This is a genomic window from Pseudonocardia sp. T1-2H, from assembly GCF_038039215.1.
In the GTDB taxonomy this organism is placed as follows: Bacteria; Actinomycetota; Actinomycetes; order Mycobacteriales; family Pseudonocardiaceae; genus Pseudonocardia.
The window spans coordinates 391,796-416,244 of record NZ_JBBPCL010000001.1; the positions used below are offsets into that span (position 1 = coordinate 391,796).

The following is a 24,449-nucleotide window of genomic DNA, read 5'->3' on the forward strand; positions in this document are numbered from 1 at the left end:
CGGTTGCCCTCCTCGGAGCAGCTGTGGTCCGCGTTGTCGCGGCAGCCGGCATCGATCCGGACGGTACCGCCCGGACGCGTCGAAGAATAGGCCCGGTGTCAATGCCGGGAACCGCTCACCGTCTCATATTGAGACCGCAGGTCAGCGGCCTCGGGGGTGTGATTCCGAGCACGAGAAGGACCGTGTCGACGACGCGCGGAGCCGGCACTCACCGGCCCCGGACGCCCGAGACGCGGACCGACTCGGTCCGACCGCCAACCGGGGGCGCCCGCGCCGGCCGCGGTAGGGACATCCCACCACCGTGAGGAGACGACGTGAGTCGGCAGAGTCTGGCGAAGGCTCACCAGAAGATCCAGGAACTCGCCTGGGAGCCGCAGTACCACGAGCCGTACATGAAGTACGGAACCGACTACACCTTCCGCAAGGCTTCGAAGAAGGACCCGCTCAAGCAGGTGCTGCGGTCCTACTTCCCCATGCAGGAGGAGAAGGACCACCGCGTCTACGGTGCGTCCGACGGAGCGATCCGCGGGAACATGTTCCGCCAGGTCCAGGAGCGTTGGCTGGAGTGGCAGAAGCTGTTCCTGTCCATCATCCCGTTGCCGGAGATCTCGGCGGCGCGGTCGATGCCGATGCTGTTCCACGTGGTTCCCAACCCGGAGCTGCACAACGGCCAGGCGATCCAGATGATCGACGAGGTACGGCACTCGACGATCCAGCAGAACCTCAAGCGCCTGTACATGAACAACTACATCGACCCGGCGGGCTTCAACAACAGCCTGCGCAACTTCCAGAGCGACTACTGCGGCACCATCGGCCGGCAGTTCGCCGAGGGGTTCATCACCGGTGACGCGATCACCGCGGCCAGCATCTACCTGACGATCGTCGCCGAGACGGCGTTCACGAACACGCTGTTCGTGGCCATGCCGGCCGAGGCCGCGGCGAACGGGGACTACCTGCTGCCCACGGTGTTCCACTCGGTCCAGTCCGACGAGTCGCGCCACATCTCCAACGGCTACGCCACGCTGCTGATGGCGCTGTCGGACGAGGACAACCGCCAGCTGCTCGAGCGCGACCTGCGCTACGCGTGGTGGAACAACCACCGCGTGGTGGACGCCGCCATCGGCACGTTCATCGAGTACGGCACCAAGGACCGGCGTAAGGACCGCGAGTCCTACGCCGAGATGTGGCGTCGCTGGATCTACGACGACTACTACCGTTCCTACCTCGTCCCGCTCGAGAAGTACGGTCTGGTCATTCCTCATGACCTGATCGAGGAGTCCTGGAACCAGATCTGGAACAAGGGCTACGTCCACGAGGTCGCGCAGTTCTTCGCCACCGGTTGGCTCGCCAACTACTGGCGCATCGACGCGATGACCGACGACGACTTCGAGTGGTTCGAGTACAAGTACCCGGGTTGGTACGACAAGTACGGCGCCTGGTGGGAGAACTACTCCCGCCTCGCCAAGCCGAACGGGCACAACCCGATCGTGTTCGAGGACGTCGACTACGTCTACCCGGCCCGGTGCTGGACCTGCATGGTCCCGTGCCTGGTCCGCGAGGACATGGTCACCGCCGAGATCGACGGCATGCACCGGACGTACTGCCACGAGGTCTGTCGCTGGACGGACGTCGAGGCCTTCCGGGGCACCTACCAGGGTCGCGAGACCCCGAACATGGGTCGTCTCGTCGGCAAGCGCGAGTGGGAGACGCTCTACCACGGCTGGAACTGGGCCGACGTCGTCTCCGACATGGGCTTCGTCCGCGACGACGGCAAGACCATGACGGCCCAGCCCCACCTCGACTTGGACCCCAAGAAGATGTGGACGCTGGACCACATGCGGCGGTGCCCCCCGCTGCAGAGCCCGAACGTGTTGTTCAACGAGATGAGCGACGCCGACCGCGCCGCTTACGTCGCTGACTACAACCGCCAGGGTCCCGCCGGACGCCCGGCGCCCTCGAGCGCCTGAGCGCGGGTCAGGCGAGGGGGGAGGGTCGGGTCCTCCGGTCCTCCCCCCGCCCCAACCGTGCCCTTCTCGGCACGGCCCGCGTTCGCGTGCCCCAATCCGACCCGCGCCCGGAATGAGGTGCTCTCCCTTGGGAGACAAACACGTCGTACGGTTCGAACCCGTCGGCATCGAGATCGAGGTCGACGAGGACCAGACCATCCTCCGTGCGGCCGCCGAGCAGGGCGTGCAGCTCATGCACGGCTGCAAGGAGGGCCAGTGCGCCGCCTGCAAGTCCTTCGTCCTCGAGGGTGAGGACATCGAGCTCGACAGCTACTCGACCTTCGCCCTCCCGGACTACGAGAAGGAGGAGGGCTCGACGCTTCTGTGCCGGGCCCACGCCTACGAGGACCTCACCATCGAGCTCCTCAACTACGACGAGGAGATCATCCGTTCCGGCCTGCCGCTGCGGAAGGGCACCGTGGAGGTCCTCGCGAACGACGAGGTCACCCACGACATGCGACACCTGCGGGTGAAGCTGCGCGAGCCGGACGAGATCAAGTTCTTCCCCGGCCAGTACATGGACTTCATGGTCCCCGGTACCGACCAGAGTCGCTCGTTCTCGATGGCCAACACGCCGAACCGGGACGGCGAGTTCGAGTTCGTCATCAAGATCTACCCGGACGGCCTGTTCTCCGAGTTCCTCGCCAATAAGGTCCAGGTCGGGGACATGCTCGAGGTCGAGGCCCCGTTCGGCACCTTCACGCTCCGGGAGAACCGGACGTCGAACATCATCTTCGTCGGCGGCGGTGCGGGCATGGCGCCCGTGCTCGGCCTGCTGAGGTCGATGGCCGAGCGCAACGTCGAGCGCACGGCGACCTTCTACTACGGGGCCCGCACCGCGCGGGACCTGTGCTTCGAGGAGGAGCTGCGCGCGCTCGCCGAGAAGCTCCCCGGCTTCCGCTACATCCCGGCGCTCTCCGAGCCCGCCGAGGGTCAGCCGTGGGAGGGACACACGGGCCTCGTCACGGACGTGGTCAAGGCCAACGAATCCACATTGGAGGGAGCAGACGCCTACGTCTGCGGTCCGCCGCCGATGGTGGACGCGGCGATCGCGACGCTGAGCGCGCTCGGTGTGCGCGAGGAGAACATCTTCTACGACAAGTTCACCACCACCGGTGAATCGGAAGGCGAGGACGGGCAGTGACCACCACGGAATCCACGTCAGCAGCTGAGTCCGCACAGCCGGAACGCAGCGTCCCGAAACCCGTCTTCACCGACGCGGAGGCCGGCGCACGCACGTTCCCCGACTCGGGCGCAAGCGCCCGCCGCTACAACTACTACAAGCCGGCGAAGCGCAAGCAGACTCACTACGAGGACGTCACGGTCGACGTCCAGCCGGACCCGCGGCACTACCTGTCGCAGGGCTGGATCTACGGGTTCGCGGACGGCACCGCGGGATACCCGCTGACCTGGACGAAGCTCAAGGCGTGGGGCGTGGACCGGCCGGACCCCGAGCGCTTCCCCGGCTCCGGGGGCAAGGGCTACGAGTGGCCCGCCCACGGCTGGCACGAGTTCCGTGACCCCAACGAGGAGTGGGAACTCACCTTCTACCGGTACAACGCCAACGTCGTCCGGCAGGTCAACCAGAACATCGAGAACGCCCGCAACGCCAAGGCGTTCGCGCAGTGGACGCCGAACTGGATCCAGTTCGTCGAGCGCAACGTCGGCGCGTGGATGCACATCGAGCACATCCTCGGCCTTTACGTCTTCGCCGCGTGCAACCGCTCCGGCCCGACGAACATGCACAACACCGCGATGGCGGTGAACAGCATGCACAAGATCCGGTTCGCGCAGGACCTCGCGCTCTACAACCTCACGCTGACCGAGGAGGTCGAGGGCTTCGACGGCTCCGCGCACCTCGACGCGTGGAACAACGACGCCGAGTGGCAGGGCGTCCGCAAGGTCTGCGAGGCGATCACCGCCGTCGACGACGACTGGGGCGAGTCCATCTTCGCCGCGAACGTCGTGTTCGAGCCCCTGCTGGGTGAGCCTTCCGCTCCCAGCTGGTGATGCAGGCGGCCGCCGGCAACGGCGACTTCGTGACCCCGACCGTCATGGGTGCCGCCGAGTACGACTACGCCCAGCGCGACCTGCGCTGGACCCAGGTCTGCTTCGGCCCGCTCACCCAGGACAAGGAGTTCGCGGCCCACAACAAGGAGCTCATGCAGGGCTGGCTGTCGCACTGGGTGCCCCAGGCGATCGAGGCGGCCCGCACGCTCCAGCCCATCTGGTCGATGCCGGACGCGAAGCCCCCGCGCTTCGAGGACAGCCTCGACCACGCCAAGAACCGGTTCGCCGGAATCGTGACGGACCTCGGACTGGAGATCCCGAAGGAGCTGAACCAGTGACCAGTTTCAAGACGACGGAGAGCCCGTTCAAGTCGGACAACACCGCGTCCGGCAAGTGCGGCGTGACGCTGATGAACAACCAGATCGGCGCCGTCGTGGCGGAGGTGATGAACCGCCAGGAGAACGTGACGGTCACCCACCTGCCCTCGATGATCCGCGTCGACTGCGTGGGCCGCATGGACTTTGTCTACGACGAGATCTCGGAGGCGCTCGGCGAGGACGAGGGCTTCTACGACGCGTCGGAGTTCGAGGAGAACATGTCGACGCACTACGGGAAGATGATCCACATGGACGACCGGACCGTCATGTTCGGGAATCTCGAGGAGGCCGCCGAGTTCATCGGCGACATGCTCCCGCCGACGGTCTCGTAGCCCCGCCCCCGTTTCCACCCGCCCCCGGATCGCCGGCCACGCACGCCGGCGTGGTCGGCGACCCGGGCCCTGGTGTTCAAGTCCTGGCACCCCTCTTCACCCCCGCGCAGATGACGAGATTGCACGTGACCCCAGGAGGTCTTCGAACATGGCGAAGGAACTCAAGTTCGGGCAGGAAGCCCGCGACCTGCTCAAGGCAGGCGTCGACCAGCTCGCCGAAGCCGTCAAGTCCACCCTGGGTCCCAAGGGACGCAACGTGATCCTCGAGAAGATCACCGGTACGCCGGAGGTCACGAACGACGGCGTCACCATCGCCCGCGAGATCTACCTGCGTGACCCCTTCGAGAACATGGGCGCGCAGATCCTCAAGGAAGCGGCGATCAAGACCAACGACATCGTCGGCGACGGCACGACGACCGCGACCGTGATGGCCCAGGCGATCGTCCGCGAGGGCATGAAGGCCATCACCTCCGGCGGGAACCCCGTGCTGGTCAAGCGCGGCATCGACGTCGCGGTCGGCGCGATCGTCGACCACCTCTCCACCGTCGCGCACCCGGTCGACAGCCTCGAGCACCTCTCCCGGGTCGCCGCCATCTCGGCCAACGACGACGAGACGATCGGCCGGGTGGTGGCCCGGACCCTGCACACCGTCGGGGACGACGGCGTGATCTCCGTCGACGACGGTCCGATCCTCGGCCTGACGGTGAACTTCGTCGAGGACTTCGAGTTCGACAACGGCTACGTCTCGCCCTACCTCGTCACGGACCCCGGCTCGATGATGGCGATCCTGGACGATCCCTACATCCTGCTGTCCGCCGAGAAGATCACCGACGTGCGCATGCTGATGCCGGTGCTCGAGAAGATCATGCGGGACCCGCGGCCGCTGGTGATCGTGGCCGAGAAGGTCGAGGGCACCGCGCTGCAGATGCTGGTGCACAACCACGTCAACGGGCACCTCAAGGTCACCGCGATCCAGGCGCCCGGCTTCGGCGAGAAGCGCATCCACCTGCTGGAGGACATGGCCGCGCTGACCGGCGCGAAGGTCCACAGCAAGGCGTCGTCGTTCTCGCTGGACCAGATGACCACCGAGCACCTCGGCCGCGCCTCGCAGGTCCGCGCGACCAACGAGGAGACCGCGATCATCGGCGGCGCCGGCGCCCGCGAAGCCGTCGAGCTGCGGCTCGCGCAGCTGCGCGCCGAGATGCACCGCGCCAGCATCGGCACGGACGAGGACTGGCTCAACGACCGGATCGCCCGGCTCTCCGGCAAGGCCGCGATCATCTCGGTCGGCGCCCCGACGAACGCCGAGCTCAAGGAGATCCGGCACCGCGTCGACGACTCCCTGCAGGCCACCCGCGCCGCGATGGCCGAGGGCATCGTCGCCGGTGGTGGCGCCGCGCTGCTGCACGCCGAGCAGGCCCTGGACAAGCTGGACGTGACCGGGGACTACGAGATCGGCGTCGAGATCGTCCGCCGGGCGCTCACCGAGCCGGTGTACCTGATCGCCACCAACGCCGGCTACGACGGCGCGGACGTGGTCAAGCAGGTCACGGACCTCGGCGTCGACGAGGGCTTCGACGCCCTGCAGGGCCGCTTCGGGGACATGGTCGAGATGGGCATCATCGACCCGCTACGGGTCGTGCGCTCCGCGCTGCAGAACGGCGCGTCCGTCGCAGGCCTCATCCTGACCACGAACTCGCTGGTCGCCGAGGAGGTCACGCCCTGGAACAAGGCGCTGATGACGGAGTACGGCCCGCTCGACGAGGGCATCCCGCAGCCGAGCCCGGACTCCAGCACGCCGCAGTCGCTGGGCCTCGGCCCGTCCATGGGCTAGCCGCTCCGGAGATCACCCCGCGAGTCGGGGTATCGCGGTCGCCGAGTCGGGGTATTCAGTAGGCCCGAACGGGGAGGTCCAGCCGTGTACGTGCACGACGGCGAGCGCTACCTGGTCGTCGACGCGCAGGTGCACGCCTGGGACGGCAGCGCGGCGAACCAGGCCTGCCCGGCCGGCGAGCAGTTCGTCGCCGATCTCCACCACCGCCACCGGGTCCTCGACCGCAGGCCACGCCCGCTTCCCGCCGACGAGTTCGAACGCGTCGGGGAGCGGGCGTTGGTCACGGACGTGTTCGGCTACGGGCACGTGGACCGCGCGGTGCTGCAGCCCCTCGGCCTGGGCGAGCTCTTCGTGCTCGGGTTCAGCCCGTCGGCCTGGCACGCCGAGCTGGCCGAGCCCCTGGGCGGGCGGCTCGTCGTCACCGGTGAGCTTCGATCCCGGTGCGGACCGCGGCGTCTCCCGCGGCCTGACGGCCTGGGTGCGCCGGGACTCGTTGCGCGGGTTCGCGCTGGTCTCGGGCCGGCGCCCGGAGACGAGGATGGCGCTCGCCGAGTCGTGGATGCGCCGGGCACTGGCCCGGGGCGAGCAGGCGGGCGCGGGCGTCGTGCACATCGGGGTGGGGCCGGTGGCGCACCCGCCGCCCGGCGCGCCCGCCTGGGCCCATGCCGGCGTGCCCGATCGTCCGGCCCGCGCCGCCGGCCGGGCCCGCTGGCCGAGCTGGGCCGAGCCGGTCCGCGCCGGTTCCGCGCTGCCGGTCCGGGCCCGCAACGCCCGCCCGCTCCCCGCGGGCGGGTTCGACGCCACGGAGCTCCGGGTGCTCGCCGCCGCGCTGCCCCGGGTGAGGTTCGTCCTCGGCTCGGGCTGCCTGCCGACGGGGGTGCTGTGCCGGCTGGCGCGGCTGTCGAACGTGAACGTGCTGCTCACCGACGTCCTGGTGGCGATGCGGACCCATGCGGGGGAGGCAGGTCCGGCCCTCGACGCGCTGCTGGCCGCGTTCGGCCCCGGGCGGCTCCTGTTCGGCAGCGGCTACCCGCTGGTGCGGCCGCAACGGCTGGTCGGCGAGGCGGTCGCCGCGCTGCGGGAGCGGGGCCTGGAACCGGGCGACGTCCAGGCCGTCATGGGGGCGAACGCGGCGGGCCTGTACCGGATCCCGGTGCCGGACGCGCTCGTCCTCGGTGGCCAGGCGGCGCGCGCCCGGTGAGGCACCTGACGGCCCGGGCTCCGCGAGCCCGGGCCGGCGCGGGTGAGGGTCAGCCGCTGGTCTTCTCGCCGTCCGTGGGGCTCGCGCCGGCGTCCGCCCCGACCGGTTCCCCGTCGGACACGTACTTGTCGGTGCCGGGGATGTTCGTCGGATGCTGGATCGAGAGCCTCGCCGTCTCCGGCATGATCAGGATCGGCACGATCGCGATCGCCGCCGCGGCCATCAGGTAGTACGCCGGGATCAGGTCGTTGCCGGTGCCCGCGATCAGCGCGGAGACGATCAGCGGCGCGGTGCCACCGAAGGCTGCGGTGGACGTCGAGTAACCGATCGAGAAGCCGCCGTAGCGGTTCCGGGTCGGGAACATCGCGGGCAGCGCCGAACCGATCGTGCCCAGCATCAGCAGCAGCAGACCGCCGAGGATCACCATGCCGACGATCACCGGGAACACGCTCTTCATGCCCAGGAGCAGGAACGCCGGGACGGAGAGGACGAAGTACCCCACGGCGGACGTCATCAGCAACGGCTTGCGGCCCACCCGGTCCGACAGCGCGCCGACCGGGCCGATCAGGCCCATCATCACGATCATGACGCCGATCAGGATGAGCAGCGCCTCGGTGTCGCTGATCTCCAGCACCTGCGTCAGGTACGTCGGCATGTAGGTCAGCAGCATGTAGTCCGCGACGTTGAGCAGCACCACGAACCCGACGAGCTGCAGGATCTGCGGCCAGACGTTGGCGAGGACCTCCTTGAACGGCGACGCCGTCGTGGAGCCCGCGGCCTCCGCGGCCTGGAACGCAGGGGTGTCCTCCAGCCTGCTCCGCAGCCAGAAGCCGACCAGGCCCAGCGGACCGGCGATCAGGAACGGGATCCGCCAGCCCCAGCTGTTCAGGTCCTCCTCGGAGAGCCCGAGCTGGACCGCGGTGGCCAGGCCGGCACCGAGAACGGTGCCGAACAGCGTGCCGAACTCGAGGAACGAGCCCCAGAACCCGCGCCGCCTGTCCGGCGCGTACTCGGCGATGAACGTCGCCGCGCCGCCGTACTCGCCACCCGTCGAGAAGCCCTGCACCAGCCGGCAGACCAGCAGCAGGATGGGTGCCCAGATCCCGATCGAGGCGTAGCTCGGGATCAGGCCGACGCAGAACGTCGCGCCGGACATCAGCAGGATCGTCACCGCGAGGACCTGGCGCCGGCCGAACCGGTCGCCCAGCGGCCCGAGCACGATCCCGCCGAGCGGGCGCAGCACGAACGGGATCGCGATCCCCGCGAACACGAGGATCGTCGCCGCCGCGGGACTCGCCTCCGGGAAGAAGACGAATGCGATGACGGTGGCCAGGTAACCGTAGATCCCGTAGTCGAACCACTCGATCGCGTTGCCCATCGCCGCGCCGGCGACGGCCCTGCGCACGGTCTTCTCGTCGGGCTGCTCGACTTTCGTATCGGTGCTGGCTTCGCTCATCACGCCCCCTGGCTCGGTTGGTCGACCACGCTAGACGGGCGTTGCCGGGGCCGCAGGATGTGACCCGTTCACCCGGCCGGACTAGTCCCTCCAGCCGAGTGCCGATCGGGCCAACCGCCACTGACGGGCCGCAAGCCCGCGACCCCCGCGCTCCACACGTAGGTCCAGCACACCTCGCCTGTCTCCGGCACCACCGCCCGGACGCGGACGTACTGCGGTCCCTCGTAGGCGTCGAGCCGGGGGAGCAGGGCGGCCGGGTCCCGGACCGGGACCGTCCAGCCGGGCACGCCCGGTCCGGGTTCCCGCAGCATGGCGGGGTAGCCGAAGCCGGTGTCCAGCAGCGTCCCGGGCAGCGCGGCCCGCTGCGGTTCACCGGCCAGTTCGGGGGCGAGGAGCCCCCACGCCCGTCCGCCCGGCTGCAGCGACCCGTAGACGAACAGCCGCGCCGGCCAGTCCTCCGGCGCGGGGTTCCCCTCGACGGTCGTGGCGTCCAGCCCGTCGCCCGGGCCGGGTTCGCCCGCCAGCGCCCGCGCCGCGCTCTGGCCGACGGCCGAGCAGGGCACTCTCGCCCCGTCGACCAGCAGCGGGCGCCGGATCTCGGCCCGGCCCAGGTAGGCGAGGACGTCGTCGAGCACCGCGCCGTCCTCGGTCGTCACCGTGCCGGTGTGCAGCCGCGCGAGCCGGTAGCGGCCGGACCCGCGGCCCTCGCACACGTCCAGGACGTCCAGCTGCCGCCTGGTCGCGAACCACACCGAGTGCTCCTCGCGCGTCCCGGGCGCGGCCGCGAGGACCGCCGGCCGCTGGTCGTCGACGACGCGCAGGCCGTGCGCCCACACCGCCGAGACGTCCTCGGTGCGCGCCCGCAGCACCACGACCGGCCCGCGCAGCCCGAGCTCGCGCCGCAGCCAGCTGATCTTCGACGGGTTGCGGTTCGACCCGTAGGTCAGCACCGGCATGCGCCCGGCCAGCGTCGGCGATTCCCGCTCGGCCAGCCAGGCGTCGAGGTCCGTGCCGTCCCCGCCGGTGCGCCAGCCCGAGCGGGCCGACGCGTCGTGGACCAGCGGGTACCCGGCGCCGTCGTCGTGCACGTAGGACGTGGGCGGCACCGCTCCCGGGTACGGGACCGCGGGGTACGCCGCGTCCGGCCACGTCATCGAGCGGTCCCTCCGGGAGATCGGGCGGGAAGAACCGGCGAATCCTCGCACGACGGCCCGGACCGACCGGTTACGGTCGGCAGGTGTTGCCTCGAACGATCGACTGGCGGGACGGGGCGATCACCCTCGTCGACCAGACCGCGCTCCCCGAGCTCCGGACCGTCACGATCGGGACGGTCGAGGAGCTGGTCGAGGCGATCCGCGGGCTGGTGGTGCGGGGTGCGCCGGCGCTCGGCGTGGCCGGGGCCCTCGGGGTCGCGCTGGCCGCCCGGACGCTCGACGGAGCCGCCCTCGCCGCCGCGGCCGAGCGGATCGCCGCCGCCCGGCCCACCGCCGTCAACCTTCGGTGGGCGGTGGAGCGGGCCCTCGCGGCCGGGCCCGACGGCGCGCTCGCCGAGGCCCTCGCGATCCGGGACGCGGACATCGCCTCCTGCCACGCGATCGGCCGCCGGGGCGCGGACCTGCTGGCGGAGCTCTGCGAGCCGCGGCCGTTGCGCATCCACACGCACTGCAACGCCGGGGCGCTGGCCTGCGTCGAGTGGGGCACGGCGCTCGGGGTGGTCCGGGACCTGCACGCGGACGGCCGGCTGGAACTGGTGGTCGCGGACGAGACCCGGCCGTTGCTGCAGGGCTCGCGGATCACCGCCGTGGAGCTCGCCGAGCTGGGGGTACCGCACCGGATGGTCGTCGACGGGGCGGCGGCCTCGATCGTCGCGCGGGGGCTGGTGGACGCGGTGGTCGTCGGCGCGGACCGGATCGCCGCGAACGGGGACGTCGCCAACAAGATCGGCACGTATCCGCTCGCGCTCGCCGCGGCCCGGGCCGGGATCCCGTTCCTGGTCGCGGCGCCCGAGTCGACCGTCGACCCCGCGACCGCGGACGGCACGCAGATCGAGATCGAGGAACGCGCGGGAGACGAGGTACTGGCCCTCGGCGGCCGGCGGACGGCCCCCGCCGGCGCCGACGCCTGGAACCCGGCCTTCGACGTGACGCCGGCGGATCTGGTGACGGCGATCGTGACCGAGGAGCGGACCTGGCGGCCATGAGGTCCCCGGCCTTCCGGCTCGTCCTGGCGGCCACGGTGCTCGGGTTCGGCGGGTACGCGCTGCTGCTGCCGGTCGTCCCGCTGTGGGTGGCACGCGGCGGGTCCGGCGAGTTCGGTGCGGGCGTGACGACCGGTGTGCTGATGGCCGCCACCGTCGCCACCCAGCTCGCCGTCCCCGCGCTGCTGCGCCGGTTCGGGCACCGGACGGTGCTCGCGGCCGGACTGCTGCTGCTCGGCGCGCCGACGCCGCTGCTGCTGCTCTCCCCGGACCTGCCGCCGGTGCTGGCCCTCTCGGCGGTCCGGGGGCTCGGGTTCGGGCTGCTCACGGTGGCGGGCAGCGCGGTCGTCGCCGAGCTGGTGCCGCCCGCCGAGCACGGCCGCGCGTCCGCCCGGTACGGGTACGCCGTCGGGATCCCGCAGCTCGCGTTGCTGCCCGCGGGCGTCGCCGTCGTCGACCTCGTGGGGTTCGACGGCGTCTTCCTCGCCGCCGGGATCGCGCCGCTGGCCGGACTGGTGTGCGTGGCGTTCCTGCGGACGGGCGCGGCCCGGGCCGCCGAACCGCACCCCGCCGCGCCGACAGCAGGCCCCGACGTAACGTTCCGACGCCGGGCGGTCGCCCCGGTGCTCGCGATGCTGGCCTGCTCCATCGCCCAGGGCGGGATCGTGACGTTCCTGCCGCTCGTCGCGCCCGGCTCGCTCGTCGCGGTGCCGTTCGCCCTCTTCGGGACGGCGCTGGGCGGCCTGCTCGGGCGCGGCCTGGCCGGGGAGATCGTGGACCGTCGCGGCGAGGCCGGGCGGCTGCTGCCGGTCGGCGCGGCGATCGCGGCGGCGGGGATGGTCGGCGAGGTCGTCGCGGCGGGAGGCGGCTCCCCGGTGCTGCTGGTCGGCGGCGCGGCGCTCGTCGGGATCGGGTTCGGGTTGGTGCAGAACGATGCGCTCGTCGCCCTGTTCGCGGCGGGCGGGGCCGGGCGCTACGGCACCGCGAGCGCGGTGTGGAACATCGCCTACGACGCCGGGACGGGCGTGGGCGCGACCGGGCTCGGCGCCGTCGCGGAGCCCTACGGCTTCCGCGCGGCGTTCGGCCTGGCCGCCGCGGTGCTGTTCCTGGCGATCCCGTTCACCTCGCGGGTCGTGCGCGGGAAACGTTGCTGAAGCGGCGTTTCCCGCGCCCAGGGCTAGTGCCCCCTCGCGATCCACTCCTCGAGGTGGGGGGCCTCGACACCGATGGTGGTCGAGTCCCCGTGCCCGGTCCGGACGGTCGTGTCCCCGGGCAGGGTGAGCAGGGTGCTCCGGATCGAGTCGATGATCGTGTCGAAGCTCGAGTAGGACCGCCCGGTCGCCCCGGGACCCCCGTTGAAGAGGGTGTCGCCGGTGAACACGGTGCCCAGCTCGGGCGCGTAGAGGCACGTCGAGCCGGGCGAGTGGCCGGGGGTGACCATGGCGCGCAGCTCGATGCCGCCCGCCGTGATCACCTGGCCGTCGGTGAGCTCCTGGTCCGGCGTGCGGTCCGGGTGGGTCATCTCCCACAGCGGCGCCTCGGCCGGGTTGAGCAGGATCGGCGCGTTGAACATGTCCGCCAGGCGCGGCGCCTGGTTGACGTGGTCGTCGTGGGCGTGGGTGCACACGACGGCGACGACGCGGCGTCCGCCGATCGCGGCGGCGATCTTCTCCGGGTCGTGCGCGGCGTCGATGACGACGACCTCGTTCTCGTCACCGACCACCCAGACGTTGTTGTCGACGTCCCAGGTGCCCCCGTCCAGGGAGAACGTGCCGGAGGTGACGACGTGGTCGACGGGTCCGGGCGGGGTCACAGGACCACCACCGAACGCAGCACGTCACCGCGGTGCATCTTCTCGAAGGCGGACTCGATGTCGTCGAGCCCGATCTCCTCGGAGACGAACTTCTCCAGCGGCAGCCGGCCCTGCAGGTGCAGGTCGACCAGCGCCGGGAAGTCCCGGCTCGGCAGGCAGTCCCCGTACCAGGACGACTTCAGCGACCCGCCCCGGCCGAAGTACTCGATCAGCGGGATCTCCGGGGCGACCATGTCCGGGGTCGGGACTCCGACCAGGACGACGGTGCCCGCGAGGTCCCGGGCGAAGAAGGCCTGCTTCCAGGTCTCCGGGCGGCCGACCGCGTCGACGACGACGTCCGCGCCGAACCCGCCGGTGGCCTCCTTGATCGCCTCGACCGGGTCGGTCTCGGCGGCGTTGACGGTGTGCGTGGCGCCGAAGCCCTTGGCCCACTCCAGCTTCCGCGGGTCCCGGTCCACGGCGATGATCGTGGTCGCACCGGCGAGCTCGGCGCCGGCGATGGCCGCGTCACCGACCCCGCCGCAGCCGATGACGGCGATCGAGTCCCCGCGGCCCACGCCGCCGGTGTTGATCGCCGCGCCGATCCCGGCCATCACCCCGCACCCGAGCAGCCCCGCGACCTGCGGCTTCGCAGCCGGGTTCACCTTGGTGCACTGCCCGGCGGCGACGAGGGTCTTCTCGGCGAACGCGCCGATCCCCAGCGCGGGGGTAGGCCTGGCCCGACTTGAGCGTCATCTTCTGCTTGGCGTTGTGGGTATTGAAGCAGTACCAGGGCTTGCCCTTGCGGCACGCGCGGCACTGCCCGCAGACGGCGCGCCAGTTCAGGATGACGAAGTCCCCCGGCGCGACCTCGGTGACACCCTCGCCGACGGACTCGACGATCCCGGCGGCCTCGTGGCCCAGCAGGAACGGGAACTCGTCGTTGATCCCGCCCTCGCGGTAGTGCAGGTCGGTGTGACAGACGCCGCACGCCTGGATCTGCACGACGGCCTCGCCCGGCCCCGGATCCGGGATCACGATCGTCTCGACGGAGACCGGCTTGCCCTTGCTGTGCGCGACGACTCCGCGGACCTCTTGTGCCATTACCGTTCCACTCCAGTCATCTCGTCGGTGAGTGCCGTGCGCTCGTCCGCACGACAGTCGGGTCGATCCTGCCCTGTCCCCGAGAGCCTTCCATGCGCGTCCCGCCATGTCGTGCGGCGGACGGGGCGGATCCCTTCGGGCCCGGGGCGGCTCCTCCACCAGCCCCGACGGCGTCCACGGAACGGATCCAGATGCCGTTGCGGGTACGCCCGAGGTCCAGCGTCATCGGATCGAGGCACTGGTCCCGCCTGCGGTGGGTGTCGAAGAGCGACACGTCGTCGAACACCTGGGAGCAGCCACCGGTGCGGGCACAGCAATGAGCCCGATCGGCGCCCACCCAGGCGTAACCGCAGCAGGACATCCGGATGAGCTCCACGGCGGAAGAGGCTACGTGCCGCCCCCGACAGCCGCGCGCACGGTGATCGCCCCCGGGATGCCGGGGGGATCTCCCTACTTCATCCCGGGGGTGATCACGCGCAGGTGTAGGGCGTACTCGATCGTCCCGAGGCCGTGGCCGCGGCACAGTTCTCCTCAACAAGGAACCACCCGAAACCCCGAGGAGCACGCGATGTCGGACTTCAAGAGCCACCACAACAGCAACCACCACAACGACAACCACCACGGCAACGAGCACCACGACAGCCACGACTGGGACAAGAACAGCCACGAGGACAAGCGCTGGGACGAGGACCACGGCTGGAAGGACCACGACTGGAACGACAAGCACTCCAACGACTGGGACGACAAGGGCTGGGACGACAAGAACTGGGACGACAAGGGTCACGAGCACCACGAGGACCACTCCTCCCACGACTACAGCCACCAGTCCGTCCACCACTGACCGGGGGACGCACAGGCCCGTCCCGGGGGATCACGGCCGGCTCACGAGATCACTCGTGGGCCGGCCGTTCCTCTTCCGCCCCGGGCGTCCCTCGCCTAACCTCCCCCTGCGATGGTCGGCCGGCTCCGCCGCGTCCGGGCGCGCCTCGTCGCAGCCGGAGGAGGAATCGGTTGGCCGCCTCGCAGGACCCCGTGCGCCACCCCGTCGACCAGGCGCTGGATCTGCTGGGCAGCGCGCTCGCCGGGGCCGAGGCGAACGACCGGCCGGATCTGCGCGAGCGGCTCGACGCCGCCCGCCGGGCGCTCACCACGGCCCGCACGGACGGGGCCCGGGTCGGGGCGCTGCGGGCCACGGCGACGGAGCTCTGCCGGGCGCTGGACTCGCTCGCGTCGGATCTGCGGTACCGGCGTGAGGTCCTCGCCGATCCCGCCCGCGCAGGCCGCCTGCGCGCCGAACTGGCCCGCGCCCGGCAGCGCGCGGAACGGGCCCGCGGCCTGTCCCGCGAGTGGCCGCAGATCCTCGGCGACGGGTTCGCGGGCCTGACCTCGGACAGCGAGTTCGCGCTGCGCACCCGCTCCCGCGGCGTGCTCGCCGAGGCGGAGCGGGCCCTCGGGACCCACGATCCGGCGAAGGACGCCGAGCGGCTCGCCGACGAGCTGCGCGAGCGGCTGGTCGCCGAGGCCGAGCAGACCTATGCCGGGGTGCGTGAGGGTGTCCGGTCCGTCGCGGACCGGCTGACGGAGGTGCTCGAGCTCCCCGCGCCGCTGCCCGTCCCGGACCTGCCGCTGCAGCCGGCGAGCGAGCTAGTGGCCGGGTTGTCCGATCAGCGGCCCTCCGGGGCCGGGCGCACCCCGATCCCCGCCCGGCTGCTCACCGTCGTCATGCCGTCCTACGGCGGGATCATGATGGCTGTCGTGGGCACGCGCCTGCTCGGGCTCCAGGTGCCCGGCTGGGCGCTGGCGGTGGGGGCCGTGGTCGGCGCGCTGGCCCTGGGGGGTGCCGCGCTCAGCGGCGAGCGCAAACGGGGCCTGGACCGGCGGCGCGGTGAGGCCCGCACGGCAGTGCGGGGGATGGTAGACGAGTTCCAGATGGCGCTGGCCAAACAGGTCCGGGACGCGACGCGCACGGCGAACACACACCTCCGCCGGGACACGACCGCCGCGGCCATCCGGATGGAGGAGGACGCGGCGGCGCAGGTCGCGTCCGCCAAGGCCGCGGTCGACGGGCTGGCGCGTGTCCCCGCGGACGTCGCGGACGTCGACGACGACATCGCGACCGTGCGCGACCTGCGCCGCCGGGCCGACGCGCTGAACCCCAGGTTTCCCGGCTGACCGCGAGCCCGGTGGGAGGGCCGGACACCCCCACCGGGCACGACGTCACTTCACGAGCGAGAGCTTGCGACTCTGGATGAGCTCGTCGACGATCCCGTACTCGACCGCCTCGGTGGCGGTGAGGATCCGGTCCCGGTCGATGTCGGCGTGGACCTGCTCGGGGGTGCGGCCCGTGTGCCGGGCGAGCGCCTGCTCCATCTGTGTGCGGATCCGGGTGATCTCCTTGGCCTGGATCTCCAGGTCCGAGACCTGCCCGCGGAACCCGCCCATCGACGGCTGGTGGATCAGCACCCGAGCGTTCGGCACGGCCAGCCGGCGCCCGGGCGTCCCCGCGGCCAGCAGTACGGCTGCGGCGGACGCGGCCTGGCCGAGGCAGACCGTCTGGATGTCCGGCCGGACGAACTGCATCGTGTCGTAGATCGCCATCAGCGACGTGAACGAGCCGCCGGGCGAGTTGATGTAGATGCTGATCTCACGATCCGGGTCCATGGACTCGAGCGTGAGCAGCTGCGCCATGACGTCGTTCGCGGACGCGTCGTCGATCTGCACGCCGAGGAAGATGATGCGTTCCTCGAAGAGCTTGCTGTACGGGTTGGTCTCCTGCGTGCCGTTGCTCGTGCGCTCGACGAACGAGGGCAGCACGTAGCGCGACTGCGGCATCTGGGTCGACTGGGGCCTCGAATAACCGCTCACTGCGGCGTCACCTCTCCTGCGCGTGCGACCACCTGGTCCACGAAACCGTATGCCAGGGCCTCCTGCGCGGAGAACCACCGGTCCCTGTCGAAGTCCGCCATGATCCGTTCCGGGGTCTGGCCCGTGTGCTCGGCGATCAACCCCGCCATCTCCTCCTTGTGCCGGCGGAACAGCTCCGCCTGGATCGCGATGTCCGACTCGCTGCCGCCCACGCCCGCGGACGGCTGGTGCATCAGGATCTTCGTATGGGGCAACGCGTAGCGCTTGCCCGGCGTTCCGGCCGACAGCAGGAACTGCCCCATCGAGGCGGCCATCCCCAGCGCGTAGGTGGCGACGTCGCACGGGATGAAGCGCATCGTGTCGAAGACGGCCATCCCGTCCGGCACCGAGCCGCCCGGCGAGTTGATGTAGAGCGAGATGTCCGCGGCCGGATCCTCGGCGGCCAGCAGCAGCATCTGGCCGGCGATCCGGTTGGCGATCGCGGCGTCGACCTCCTGGCCGAGCACGACGATCCGGTGCCGCAGCAGGCGCTCGAAGACGGAGTCGGCGAGGTCGGCGGTCGGGGCTGGGGTGGGCATCGGAGGCTCCTGACGGTGTCGGATCCTGCTGTCCCCACCGACGCTAGGCAGGCCCGTGCGCGTCCGTGGCCCGATTCGCTCCTGGCGAATCGGGCCACGCTGCCGACCTGGGGCGCTTCGCCGAGGGTGAACTCAGGCGGACCCGAGCCGCGGTGCGTGCCGGAGTGCGCGGACCGAGCCGGCAGCCGTTCCGGCGACGATCAGCCCGAAGACGGACACCGTCAGCGCGTCCGGCGCCACGATGGACTGCCCGCGCAGCGCCTGCCAGGTGAGGAGCGCCAGCACGGCGGCGAGACCGACGACGGCGACCCCGACGAGGCCGCGGCGCACCTCCGGGCTCCGCAGGACGGCGACGCGCACCGCCAGAAGCTCGAGCGCGACCAGGACCAGCGGGATCGCCTGCAGCGCGTGCATGCCCACGAAGTGCGGGATCCGCAGGTCCCCGCCGCCGGTGCTCCAGCCGAGCAGCGGGAGTCCCGGGCCGCCGTCCGCGAGCCCGACGGTGTGGGCCCCGACGATCCCGGTGGCCCCCGCCATCTGCGCGGCGGTCGGGGACGTCATCAGGAAGCCCAGCGCCATCCCGACGACGGCGAGCACCGCTCCGGCCCGGATCGCCCGGGCACGGGCCGGATCGAGCCGGCGGACCCGGAAGAGCTGCGCCGTCACGTAAAGCGTCGCGATCCAGACGCCGGCGATGGAGAGGCCCATTGCGCTCCACAGCGCGGCGTTGAGCGCGGTGGTGGTGTTGAAGTGGCTGGTCTCGCCCCGGACCACCTGGGTCACGATGATCACCATCTCGACACCGAGCATCGTGGCCGCGACGGTGCCGGCCCGGTGCCCGAGGCGGGATGCCCGGCCCGGGAGCGCGTCGCGGACCACCGCGATCAACCACGCCCAGGTCACTGCGTAGATCAGGACCGAGATCGCGAACTTGGTGGGCTTGTCCCAGATCGGCAGGCCGGTGAGGACCCGCTCGTCGGCGACAATGCCGACGATCCCGGCGACGGTCAGCGCGGCCATCGCAGCGGCCAGGGCCATCAGTGGGCGGTGCCAGCCGAAGGCGGTGCGGAGGGCGGACGACGTGCCGGTGGTGGTCATGGGGTCTCCGGAGGAGGAGGGGCGAACCGGGTGGCGGACACGTGCTCTTGCGCGAGCCGGCGCAGGGCGGCGAGCAGGTGGTCCCCGAGGACCGTGCCGACGAGTGCGGTCTCGGCGCGGGCGTCCCGGTCGGAGACCGCGGAGACCGTGTCCAGGTCCGCCTCCGCGACCAGCTCGACGGCCCGGACATAGGCGTCGAGCACCGTGGCCAGCCGTTCGCCGCCGACGCGGTGCATCGCCGCCAGGACGTCGACCGCCGCGTCCCGGGCGGACGCGTCCGCCGAGACCCGCCAGCCCCGCGCGTCGACGACGCGGCCGATCTCGGCTTCCGCCTGCGCCCGGTACTCGTCGTGCTCGCCGGCGCCGGCGCCGGGGGTGACCGTCCCGACAGTGGCGCCGAGCATCTGGTGCAGCGGGACGTCCGGGTCGTCGATCGCGGCGAGGACCTTGCGGACCGCGGAGATCGACAGGCCGCCGACGTCGACGAGCGTGCGGATCAGGGTCAGCCGGCGGACGTGCGCCTGCCCGTAGCTGGCCTGGTTCGCCGAGGTCGTGGTCTCGCCGCGGGGGAGGAGACCCTCGCGGAGGTAGTACTTGATCGTCGCGACCGGGACTCCTGCCGCGGTGCTCAGCTCGGACACCCGCATGGCGGATACCTTAACTATCGGATAGTGCCGGTGTCCACTCTCCGTGCAACCGCAACGACCTCCCCCTGCGGTATGGACCCACAACGCGCAGATCAGGCCTCGTCATGAGCGTTGTGGAGCCATGGCGCGGGAAGGGGTGGAGGGGTCAGGCGGGAAGGTCGCGGAGCGGGTCGCCCAGGGCCTTCATGATCAGGTCCGGGATCTCGCGTTTGCCCGAGCCGTCCACCGCGATCACCACGTAGACGGTCCGGCCCAGGCAGGTGACGGCGTAGGACTCGCCCGAGTGCCTCCGCACCTCGAAGTCGAGGGCGAAGCTGGTGCGTCCGATCCGGGACGTCGAGACCGCGATCCGCACGTCGTCGCCCCAGCCGATGCCGGCCTTCCAGTCGATCTCCGAGCGGACGAGCTGGACGTCGTAGCCCGCGTCCGTCATGGACTTGTAGGGGAGCCCCCGGTCGGCGAGGAACGCGGTCATCGCATCGTCGAAGTACGCGAGGTACCAGCCGTTGAAGACGACGCCCTGCTGGTCGACCTCCAGGTAGCGGACGTTGACCGGGTGTGTGAAGGTCATGCGCGGACCCTACGAGGCCTTCGACGGGACGGGCGCGTCCGGCTCAGCCCGCCGCGTCGTCGGGCTCCTTCTCGGTGTCCACCCGCTCGCGGATGTTCCGGTTCACCGCCCGCCCGAACGCCGTCACGACGCCCTGCACGGTCACCGGCTTGAGGTGCGACAGCGCCGCGGCGAGGCGGGTCCGCTCCTCGGCCGGGCGACCCGCGTCCCGGTAGGGCTGCAGGACCTGGTCCTGGAACAGCTTCATCAGGTCCTCCGCCAGCGCGGCCGTGTGCTGCTCGATCACCTCGTGCGAGCGCTGCCAGAAGGCCGCGGGCAGGCCGTAGGCCAGGGAGTCCAGCCCGGCGGCCAGCGCGCCGGGGCCCTGCAGGCGCACCCGGCCGTCGTCGAGATGCTGCACGACACCGAACGCCACCAGCTTCTCGACGTCCGCGTCGTCGAGCACGCGGCCGGCCCGCCGGTCCAGCTCCGCGCGCTCGACCTCCTCGAGCGGCTCCGGCGCCCAGGGGGTGAGCAGCGCGAGCTGCAGCGCCAGCTCCTCGGGGCCGGCCGAGTGCGGCACCCGTTCGAGGTGACGTTCGATCGCCGACAGGGTGAATCCCAGGGCCGACAGCTCGCCGACGAGCTGGAGCCGGGCGATGTGGTCCGGCCCGTACAGACCCGTGCGCCCGCGCAGCCGCGGCGGCGGGAGCAGCCCACGACCTGAGTAGAAGCGGATGTTCCGGACCGTGACGCCGGTGCGCTCGGCCAGCTGGTCGATCGTCAGCAGCTCGGCCGTCGGCTCGGGGTCCATGGGGGCCAGGCTACGACATTCCTTGACCTATGTGACAGTGCTGCTGTAACAAATAGGTAGGGGCCACGGGCGCCGCTGTCGCGGTGCCCGGTCGGTCCGCCGACGCAGACGAGAGGTTCGCATGAGCGAGATTCCCGAGGCGTACGTCTACGACGCCATCCGCACCCCGCGCGGCCGAGGCAAGGCCTCGGGCTCGCTGCACGAGGTCAAGCCGGTGTCGCTGGTCGTGGGTCTGATCGACGAGATCCGCAACCGGTTCCCGGAGCTGGACACGAACACGATCGACGACGTCGTCCTCGGCGTCGTGTCCCCGATCGGCGACCAGGGCGGTGACATCGCCAAGACCGCCGCCATCGCGGCGGGCCTGCCGCACACCGTCGCCGGCGTGCAGCTCAACCGCTTCTGCGCCTCCGGCCTGGAGGCCGTGAACACCGCGGCGCAGAAGGTCCGCTCCGGCATGGAGGAGCTCGTCCTCGCCGGTGGCGTCGAGGCCATGTCCCGCGTCCCGATGGGCAGCGACGGCGGCGCCTGGGCGATGGACCCGGACACCAGCTACCAGACGGGCTTCGTCCCGCAGGGCATCGGCGCGGACCTGATCGCGACGATCGAGGGCTTCGACCGCGAGGCCGTCGACACCTTCGCCGTCGAGTCCCAGGCGCGCGCGGCGAAGGCGTGGGCCAACGGCTACTTCGCCAGGTCCGTCGTCCCGGTGAAGGACCGCAACGGCCTGCCGATCCTGGACCACGACGAGTTCATCCGCGCCGGTGCGACGCTGGACAGCCTGGCCGGCCTCAAGCCGTCCTTCGAGATGATGGGCGAGCAGGGCGGGTTCGACGCCGTCGCACTGCAGCGCTACCACTGGCTCGAGAAGATCGACCACGTGCACCACGCCGGCAACAGCTCCGGCATCGTCGACGGCGCGTCGCTCTGCCTGATCGGTACCGAGGCGGCGGGCAAGGCCGCGGGCATCACCCCGCGCGCCCGGATCGTCGCCACCGCGCTCTCCGGCGCGGACCCGACGATCATGCTCACCGGTCCCGCGCCGGCCAGCCGCAAGGCGCTGGCCAAGGCCGGCCTGACCGTCGACGACATCGACCTCTTCGAGATCAACGAGGCGTTCGCCGCCGTCGCGCTGCGCTACATGCGCGACATGGAGATCTCCCACGACAAGACCAACGTCAACGGCGGCGCCATCGCCATGGGCCACCCGCTCGGCGCCACCGGCGCGATGATCCTCGGCACCCTGCTCGACGAGCTGGAGCGCCGGGACCTGCAGCGCGGCCTGGCGACCCTGTGCGTCGGCGGCGGCATGGGCATCGCGACCATCATCGAGCGAGTCTGAGGGGAATGGCAGTGACCGAGAAGGCAGTCCGCTGGGAGAAGGACTCCGACGGGATCGCGATCGTCACGCTCGACGACCCGGGCCGCAGCGCCAACACGATGAACGACCGCTACAAGGCGGGCATGGACGCCGTCCTCGCCGAGCTCGAGGCGGCGAAGGACGAGATCTCCGGTGTGATCATCACCTCCGCGAAGAAGACCTTCTTCGCCGGCGGTGACCTGGATGCGCTGGTCAAGGCGACGGCCGAGGACGCCCCGGCGGTGTTCGAGAACGTCACCGAGGTCAAGGCGCAGCTGCGCCGGCTGGAGACGTTCGGCAAGCCCGTCGTCGCGGCGATGAACGGCACCGCGCTCGGCGGCGGCCTGGAGATCGGCCTGGCGACGCACCACCGCATCGGCCTCGACGCGAAGGGTGTGGTCTACGGCCTGCCCGAGGTCACCCTGGGCCTGCTCCCCGGTGGCGGCGGCGTCACCCGGATCACCCGCATGCTGGGCATTGCGAACGGCTTCATGCAGGTCCTCGCGCAGGGCCAGCGGCACAAGCCGGCCAAGGCCCTGGAGATCGGGATCGTCGACGAGCTCGCGTCGACCCCCGAGGAGATGCTGCAGAAGGCGAAGGCCTGGATCGCCGCGAACCCGGAGGCCAAGCAGCCCTGGGACACCCCCGGCTACAAGATCCCCGGCGGCACCCCGGCCAGCCCGAAGCTCGCCGCGATCCTGCCGGCGTTCCCCGCGAACCTGCGCAAGCAGCTCAAGGGCGCGCCGATGCCGGCCCCGCGCAACATCCTCTCGGCCGCGGTCGAGGGCGCCCAGGTGGACTTCGACACCGCGCTGCGGATCGAGGGCCGTTACTTCGTCGACCTGGTCACCGGCCAGGTCTCGACGAACATGACCAAGGCGTTCTTCTTCGACCTGCAGGCCATCAACGGCGGCAAGTCCCGCCCGGACGGCCACGAGAAGTACACGCCGCGCAAGGTCGCGGTCCTCGGCGCCGGGATGATGGGTGCGGGCATCGCCTACGTCTGCGCGCAGTCCGGCTGGGAGGTCGTGCTCAAGGACGTCTCTCTGGAGGCGGCCCGAAAGGGCAAGGCGTACTCCGAGGGCCTGGTCGCCAAGGGGGTCAAGCGGGGCAAGGTCACCGCGGAGAAGGGTGAGGCGCTGCTCGGGCTCATCACCCCGACCGACGACTACAACGACCTCGCGGGCTGCGACATCGTCATCGAGGCCGTCTTCGAGTCCGTCGCGCTCAAGCAGGAGGTCTTCCGCGAGGCGATGAAGGTCGTCGACCCGGACGCGCTGCTGTGCTCGAACACCTCCACCCTTCCGATCACCGAGCTCGCCGCGGGCATCGACCGGCCCGCGGACTTCATCGGCCTGCACTTCTTCTCGCCGGTGGACAAGATGCCGCTCGTGGAGATCATCCGCGGTGAGCAGACCTCGGACGCCACGCTGGCCAAGGCCTTCGACGTGACGCTCGGGATCCGCAAGACCCCGATCGTCGTCAACGACTCCCGCGGCTTCTTCACCAGCCGGGTCATCGGGACGTTCATCAACGAGGGCATCGCGATGCTCGCCGAGGGCATCGACCCGCAGACCATCGAGCAGGCGTCGGCGCAGGCCGGTTACCCCGCACCGGTGCTGCAGCTGATGGACGAGCTCACGCTCACCCTGCCGCAGAAGATCCGCAAGGAGACCCAGGCGGGGGTCGAGGCGGCCGGGCAGACCTGGACCCCGCACCCGGCCGACGTGATCGTGGACCGGATGGTCGACGAGTTCGGCCGCAAGGGGAAGAGCACCGGCGCCGGGTTCTACGACTACGTCGACGGCAAGCGGGCCGGCCTCTGGCCGGGGCTGCGGGAGAACTTCAAGGCGACGAACCACGACGTCGACCTGAAGGAGCTCTCGGAGCGGATGCTCGTCATCGAGTCGCTGGAGACGGTGCGCTGCTTCGACGAGGGCGTGCTCACGACGACCGCGGACGCCAACATCGGCTCGATCTTCGGCATCGGCTACCCGGCCTGGACCGGCGGGGTCATGCAGTACATCGAGGGCTTCGACGGCGGCGTGGCCGGCTTCGTCGCCCGCGCCGACGAGTTCGCGCAGAAGTACGGCGCCCGCTTCGAGGTCCCGGCGTCGCTCCGCGCCCGGGCCACGGAGACCGCCGCGGCGTAGCGGCTCCCGGCTGATCGCCCACGAACGGCACTTTCGCTCACCAGATCCGAGCGAGAGTGCCGTTCGTGCGTTCTG

Annotated in this window: 22 protein-coding genes and 2 pseudogenes; 12 read left to right on the forward strand and 12 right to left on the reverse strand. The window is 71.1% G+C overall.

The window, feature by feature from the left end; translation table 11 throughout:
• Positions 1-329 precede the first annotated feature (329 nt).
• The 5 genes and pseudogenes from WBK50_RS01930 (at position 330) to groL (ending at position 6,559) form a co-directional block, all read left to right on the forward strand.
• A complete protein-coding gene (locus WBK50_RS01930) occupies positions 330-1,967 on the forward strand; it encodes a methane monooxygenase (RefSeq protein ID WP_341339259.1) in 1,638 nt (545 codons plus the stop codon).
• A 127-nt stretch (positions 1,968-2,094) separates the two neighbouring features.
• Entirely contained in the window at positions 2,095-3,150 is a 1,056-nt protein-coding gene (locus WBK50_RS01935) for an FAD-binding oxidoreductase (RefSeq protein ID WP_341333947.1), read from the forward strand.
• A pseudogene (locus WBK50_RS01940) lies at positions 3,147-4,354 on the forward strand (aromatic/alkene monooxygenase hydroxylase subunit beta). Before WBK50_RS01935 ends, WBK50_RS01940 begins: the two are co-directional and overlap by 4 nt.
• A complete protein-coding gene (gene mimD, locus WBK50_RS01945) occupies positions 4,351-4,725 on the forward strand; it encodes a propane 2-monooxygenase effector subunit MimD (protein ID WP_341333948.1) in 375 nt (124 codons plus the stop codon). Before WBK50_RS01940 ends, mimD begins: the two are co-directional and overlap by 4 nt.
• A gap of 148 nt (positions 4,726-4,873) precedes the next feature.
• Positions 4,874-6,559 carry a chaperonin GroEL gene (gene groL, locus WBK50_RS01950; protein ID WP_341333949.1) on the forward strand — a complete coding sequence of 562 codons (1,686 nt, stop codon included), beginning with the start codon at positions 4,874-4,876 and terminating at the stop codon, positions 6,557-6,559.
• Positions 6,560-6,571: 12 nt separating this feature from the next.
• Here groL and WBK50_RS01955 read toward each other — a convergent pair whose 3' ends face one another.
• Complete coding sequence (locus WBK50_RS01955; protein WP_341333950.1) at positions 6,572-6,940, reverse strand: hypothetical protein; 369 nt, start codon at positions 6,938-6,940, stop codon at positions 6,572-6,574.
• Positions 6,941-6,983: 43 nt separating this feature from the next.
• Between WBK50_RS01955 and WBK50_RS01960 the strand changes: the two genes are divergently transcribed.
• On the forward strand, positions 6,984-7,760 hold the full coding sequence (locus WBK50_RS01960) for an amidohydrolase family protein (RefSeq protein ID WP_341333951.1): 777 nt from the start codon (positions 6,984-6,986) through the stop codon (positions 7,758-7,760).
• Positions 7,761-7,809: 49 nt separating this feature from the next.
• On the opposite strand, the gene WBK50_RS01965 is transcribed toward WBK50_RS01960, so the two are convergent.
• Both WBK50_RS01965 and WBK50_RS01970 read right to left on the reverse strand, forming a co-directional pair.
• Positions 7,810-9,216, reverse strand: coding sequence for an MFS transporter (locus WBK50_RS01965; RefSeq protein ID WP_341333952.1), 1,407 nt, complete (start codon positions 9,214-9,216; stop codon positions 7,810-7,812).
• Between the two features lie 68 nt (positions 9,217-9,284).
• Positions 9,285-10,370 carry a gamma-glutamylcyclotransferase family protein gene (locus WBK50_RS01970; RefSeq protein WP_341333953.1) on the reverse strand — a complete coding sequence of 362 codons (1,086 nt, stop codon included), beginning with the start codon at positions 10,368-10,370 and terminating at the stop codon, positions 9,285-9,287.
• A gap of 86 nt (positions 10,371-10,456) precedes the next feature.
• Between WBK50_RS01970 and mtnA the strand changes: the two genes are divergently transcribed.
• Both mtnA and WBK50_RS01980 read left to right on the forward strand, forming a co-directional pair.
• On the forward strand, positions 10,457-11,416 hold the full coding sequence (mtnA, locus tag WBK50_RS01975) for an S-methyl-5-thioribose-1-phosphate isomerase (protein ID WP_341339260.1): 960 nt from the start codon (positions 10,457-10,459) through the stop codon (positions 11,414-11,416).
• On the forward strand, positions 11,413-12,567 hold the full coding sequence (locus tag WBK50_RS01980; RefSeq protein ID WP_341333954.1) for an MFS transporter: 1,155 nt from the start codon (positions 11,413-11,415) through the stop codon (positions 12,565-12,567). The genes mtnA and WBK50_RS01980 overlap by 4 nt, the downstream gene beginning before the upstream one ends.
• Positions 12,568-12,590: 23 nt before the next feature.
• Here the strand turns inward: WBK50_RS01980 and WBK50_RS01985 are convergent, their stop codons facing one another.
• The 3 genes and pseudogenes from WBK50_RS01985 to WBK50_RS34885 form a co-directional block, all read right to left on the reverse strand.
• Complete coding sequence (locus WBK50_RS01985) at positions 12,591-13,226, reverse strand: MBL fold metallo-hydrolase (protein WP_341333955.1); 636 nt, start codon at positions 13,224-13,226, stop codon at positions 12,591-12,593.
• A pseudogene (locus WBK50_RS01990) lies at positions 13,223-14,309 on the reverse strand (S-(hydroxymethyl)mycothiol dehydrogenase). The gene WBK50_RS01985 and the pseudogene WBK50_RS01990 overlap by 4 nt, the downstream one beginning before the upstream one ends.
• Positions 14,310-14,325: 16 nt before the next feature.
• Positions 14,326-14,670, reverse strand: coding sequence for an FDXHR family putative zinc-binding protein (locus WBK50_RS34885; protein WP_445942336.1), 345 nt, complete (start codon positions 14,668-14,670; stop codon positions 14,326-14,328).
• Between the two features lie 207 nt (positions 14,671-14,877).
• On the opposite strand from WBK50_RS34885, the gene WBK50_RS01995 reads away from it, so the two are divergent.
• Together WBK50_RS01995 and WBK50_RS02000 are read left to right on the forward strand one after the other, a co-directional pair.
• Positions 14,878-15,150 (forward strand): hypothetical protein, encoded by a 273-nt coding sequence (locus tag WBK50_RS01995; protein ID WP_341333956.1) that lies wholly within the window; start codon positions 14,878-14,880, stop codon positions 15,148-15,150.
• 170 nt (positions 15,151-15,320) lie between these two features.
• Positions 15,321-16,481: a hypothetical protein gene (locus tag WBK50_RS02000; protein WP_341333957.1), complete on the forward strand. Its 1,161-nt coding sequence runs from the start codon at positions 15,321-15,323 to the stop codon at positions 16,479-16,481.
• A gap of 45 nt (positions 16,482-16,526) precedes the next feature.
• On the opposite strand, the gene WBK50_RS02005 is transcribed toward WBK50_RS02000, so the two are convergent.
• The 6 genes from WBK50_RS02005 to WBK50_RS02030 all read right to left on the reverse strand — a co-directional run bounded on the left by WBK50_RS02005 (position 16,527) and on the right by WBK50_RS02030 (position 20,861).
• Complete coding sequence (locus tag WBK50_RS02005; RefSeq protein ID WP_341339261.1) at positions 16,527-17,141, reverse strand: ATP-dependent Clp protease proteolytic subunit; 615 nt, start codon at positions 17,139-17,141, stop codon at positions 16,527-16,529.
• 29 nt (positions 17,142-17,170) lie between these two features.
• Complete coding sequence (locus WBK50_RS02010) at positions 17,171-17,752, reverse strand: ClpP family protease (protein ID WP_341333958.1); 582 nt, start codon at positions 17,750-17,752, stop codon at positions 17,171-17,173.
• Between the two features lie 132 nt (positions 17,753-17,884).
• Positions 17,885-18,850, reverse strand: a complete 966-nt coding sequence (locus tag WBK50_RS02015; RefSeq protein ID WP_341333959.1) for a hypothetical protein — start codon at positions 18,848-18,850, stop codon at positions 17,885-17,887.
• Positions 18,847-19,497, reverse strand: a complete 651-nt coding sequence (locus WBK50_RS02020) for a MerR family transcriptional regulator (RefSeq protein WP_341333960.1) — start codon at positions 19,495-19,497, stop codon at positions 18,847-18,849. Before WBK50_RS02020 ends, WBK50_RS02015 begins: the two co-directional genes overlap by 4 nt.
• A 145-nt stretch (positions 19,498-19,642) precedes the next feature.
• Complete coding sequence (locus tag WBK50_RS02025) at positions 19,643-20,068, reverse strand: acyl-CoA thioesterase (RefSeq protein ID WP_341333961.1); 426 nt, start codon at positions 20,066-20,068, stop codon at positions 19,643-19,645.
• A gap of 43 nt (positions 20,069-20,111) precedes the next feature.
• Positions 20,112-20,861 carry a MerR family transcriptional regulator gene (locus WBK50_RS02030; protein ID WP_341333962.1) on the reverse strand — a complete coding sequence of 250 codons (750 nt, stop codon included), beginning with the start codon at positions 20,859-20,861 and terminating at the stop codon, positions 20,112-20,114.
• Positions 20,862-20,982: 121 nt separating this feature from the next.
• Here WBK50_RS02030 and WBK50_RS02035 point away from each other — a divergent pair, with 121 nt between their 5' ends.
• A complete protein-coding gene (locus WBK50_RS02035; RefSeq protein ID WP_341333963.1) occupies positions 20,983-22,203 on the forward strand; it encodes an acetyl-CoA C-acetyltransferase in 1,221 nt (406 codons plus the stop codon).
• 5 nt (positions 22,204-22,208) lie between these two features.
• Positions 22,209-24,374, forward strand: coding sequence for a 3-hydroxyacyl-CoA dehydrogenase NAD-binding domain-containing protein (locus WBK50_RS02040; RefSeq protein ID WP_341333964.1), 2,166 nt, complete (start codon positions 22,209-22,211; stop codon positions 24,372-24,374).
• Positions 24,375-24,449 lie beyond the last annotated feature (75 nt).